Below are 3,368 nucleotides of genomic sequence, written 5' to 3'. Positions count from 1 at the left end.
CCACACTTGATCGCTTATGTCGTGTCTGTGATAGGAAGCATCCATCTTTTCCTCTCCTGTCTTTTTTGATGCTTCCATTCTATCACAATTCCTCTACCTTGTGTAGACACTATCTAGGAATCCCCCAAAACTTTTAAGCCGTCCCCCACCGCTCTATTCCCCTCATCCGCCCGCTCGACCGCACACATCCTATCGCACCACATAGCAACTATATTTAAGAAATGCCCCTCCCCATTTTAAAGCGTGACCCAGGTGCGCATTAAAAAAGAAAGAGAACAAGAAAAAAACAAAAACATAAACATTTCGTCATCCCCCTACCCAATGGTTCCAGCCAGCGTCCCCGCAAGCGCACGCAAAAGTTTTGTCCACTTTTTCAAAAGTGGTGGGGATTCCAAAGGGGCAACGCCCAAGAGTTGGCCATGCCAACTCTCAGGCCGCCGGAGGCCAAAAAGCAACCACATACAAAACATTATAGCAGAGTTCCAGGGGCAATGCAACACACATAATCCATAGGGGCGGCACATATAGCTTAACCAACTACTCTTAGGGGGAACAACATGGAACTTCATCACCTCAACCGCCAGCAAGCCGCCGAGGCTTTAGGCGCCAATCCTGACCAAGGGCTTTCCCCGGCCGAGGCAGCCCGCCGCCTTAACCGGCACGGCCCCAACCAGCTCCGTCCTGCCCACCGGCAGGGCGTCCTAGCCCGTTTCTTCAGCCAGTTCAAAGACTTCATGGTTCTCATCCTGTTGGCCTCGGCGGCTGTGTCCTTCTGGGCCTCGGCCATGCAGGGCAATGGCGAGTACATCGACTCCATCATCATCCTGGCCATTGTGGTATGCAACGCCGTCATTGGCACGGTCCAAGAGCTCCGGGCCGACAAAGCCATCGACGCCCTGAAAAAGCTCTCCTCCCCCCATGCCCGGGTAATCCGTGGCGGCAAGCGCCAGACCATCGACAGCGCCGGCCTGGTTCCGGGGGATGTGGTCATCCTCCGGGCCGGCGATATGGCCCCCGCCGACCTGCGCCTGCTCTCCACGGTAGAGCTCCGCACCGAGGAATCCGCCCTCACCGGCGAGTCCGCCCCGGTAGAGAAGGACGCCGAAACCGTCTGCGCCCAAAACGCCCCCCTGGCCGAGCGGCGGAATACCGTGTTCGCCTCCACGGGCATTGCCGCCGGGGCGGGGGTAGGGCTGGTGTGCGCCACCGGCATGGACACCGCCGTGGGCCGCATCGCCGGTATGCTGGAGGAGGAATCCTCCCCCGAAACGCCCCTGCAACGCAAGCTGCGGCAAACCGGCAAGGTGCTGGGCCTGGGGGTGGTGGCCATCTGCGGGGCCATTTTCCTGCTGGGCCTGCTGCAAAAGATCCAGCCCCTTGAAATGTTCATGATCGCCATCAGCCTGGGCGTGGCCGCTATCCCGGAGGGCCTCACCGCCGTTGTCACCATCGTGCTGGCCATGGGGGTCAAGCGCATGGCCCAAAAGCGGGCCATTGTCCGCCACCTGCCCGCGGTAGAAACCCTGGGCAGCACCCAGGTCATCTGCTCCGACAAAACCGGCACCCTCACCCAGAACAAAATGTCCGTCACCGCCTACAGCGGTGCCTTTGGCGCCGAGCCCCTGGATAGCCCCGCGGCCCAGCAGGCCCTGGCCCTGGCCACCCTGTGCAATAATGCCGAGCTTCAGGGCGATACCCCCGCCGGTGACCCCACCGAGGCCGCCTTCCTCCGGGCCTGCCGCCAAAAAAAGCCGGACCTGGACCGGGCCTACCCCCGGGTCGGGGAGATCCCCTTCACCTCCGCCCGCAAAATGATGACCACCGCCCACCGCACGGAAAACGGCTACCGCGTCATCTCCAAAGGCGCCCCCGACGTGCTCCTGGCCCGCTGCACCCGGCAGATGCGGGGCAGCAGCGCCGTGGAGTTGACCGGGGCCGCCAAGGCCCGTCTTTTGGCCGATAACGCCCGCCTGGCCGGCCGGGCCCTGCGGGTGCTGGCCGTGGCCTATAAAGACGTGCCCCACCTGCCCGGTGACGACCGCCAACTGGAAAGCGGCCTCACCTTCTGCGGCCTCATCGGCATGGAGGACCCGCCCCGCCCGGAGGCACGGGCCGCTGTGCTGGAGTGCAAGCGGGCCGGCGTCACCCCGGTGATGATCACCGGCGACCACGGGGCCACGGCCCTGGCCGTAGCCCGGCGCATCGGCATTGCGGGCGAGCATGACCAGGCCCTCACCGGCCCCGAACTGGACCGCCTCTCCGAAAGCGAGCTGGCCGCCCAGCTTCAGCACTGCCGGGTATTTGCGCGTGTGTCCCCCCAGCACAAGGTCAAGCTGGTGCGGGCCTACCAGCGCCGGGGCCTGGTGGTGGCCATGACCGGCGACGGCGTCAACGACGCCCCGGCCCTCAAGGCTGCGGACATCGGCTGCGCCATGGGCAAAAACGGCACCGAGGTGGCCAAATCCGCCGCCGACATGGTGCTTACCGACGACAACTTCTCCACCATCGTGGCCGCCGTGCGGGAGGGCCGGGGTATCTATAACAACATCCGCAAAACCATCCACTTCCTGCTCTCCTGCAATATCGGCGAGATTTTGGTGGTATTCCTGGCCTTCCTCATGCGCGCCCCCGCCCCCCTGCTGGCTATCCAGTTGCTGTGGGTCAACCTGGTCACCGATTCCCTCCCCGCCCTGGCCCTGGGCGCCGAACCCATCCCGCGGGATGTGATGGAAGACCCGCCCCACCGCCGGGACGAAAGCGTTTTTGCCGGGGGCATGGGTTTCTCCGTGGCGGTGGAGGGCTGCCTCGTGGGGGCCCTGGCCCTGCTGGCCTATACCATGGGCCGCGTCTGGTTCGACCCCGACCCCGCCCAGCCGGTAATCGGCCGCACCATGGCCTTCGCGGTGCTCAGCCTCTCCCAGTTGGTGCACAGCTATAATATGCGCTCCCCCCACTCCCTGTGGCAGGTGGGCCCCTTCTCCAACGCCCGGCTGAACCTGGCCTGCCTGGTCTGCGCCCTGCTGATGGTCAGCGTCATCCTGTTCCCGCCCCTGGCCGCCATCTTCAAAACCGCGGCCCTCACCCCCCTCCAGTGGCTGCTGGTGGCGGGCCTCTCCCTGTGCCCCCTGGCCGCCGTAGAGGGCGAAAAACTCCTCCTGAAAAAAGTCCCCCGCAAAAACCCCCGCCCCCCCAAGCACCCCTAACCCCCCCTTGCCTCCGGCGGCCTAAGGGACTTTTTGAAAAAAGTCCCTTAGATGGCGTCGTCAATAAACAAGGAGCCAAATAGCAATACAACGGATCTGGACAGCGGCGGCGAAGGAAGAGGCGTTTTTGGCGTAGCGCGTAGCAATACCGCGCCATCTTTTGAG

1 protein-coding gene and 1 pseudogene are annotated in these 3,368 nt (G+C 63.6%); one reads left to right on the top strand and one right to left on the bottom strand.

Annotated features, from left to right (window positions below; genetic code table 11):
* Nucleotides 1–557: 557 nt before the first annotated feature.
* The gene (locus U8U01_RS17040) at nucleotides 558–3,203 is read left to right on the top strand and encodes a cation-translocating P-type ATPase (protein ID WP_322176783.1); all 2,646 of its coding nucleotides are present in this window, start codon (nucleotides 558–560) and stop codon (nucleotides 3,201–3,203) included.
* A 60-nt stretch (nucleotides 3,204–3,263) separates the two neighbouring features.
* On the opposite strand, the pseudogene U8U01_RS17035 reads toward U8U01_RS17040, so the two are convergent.
* Nucleotides 3,264–3,368, bottom strand: a pseudogene (locus U8U01_RS17035) (IS5/IS1182 family transposase); the annotation flags it as partial.

It is taken from the genome of Acutalibacter caecimuris, from assembly GCF_034335085.1.
In the GTDB taxonomy this organism is placed as follows: Bacteria; Bacillota; Clostridia; order Oscillospirales; family Acutalibacteraceae; genus Acutalibacter; species Acutalibacter caecimuris.
The sequence above is the reverse complement of the archived record's forward strand: the minus strand, read 5'-3'. Positions and strand labels throughout refer to the sequence as shown.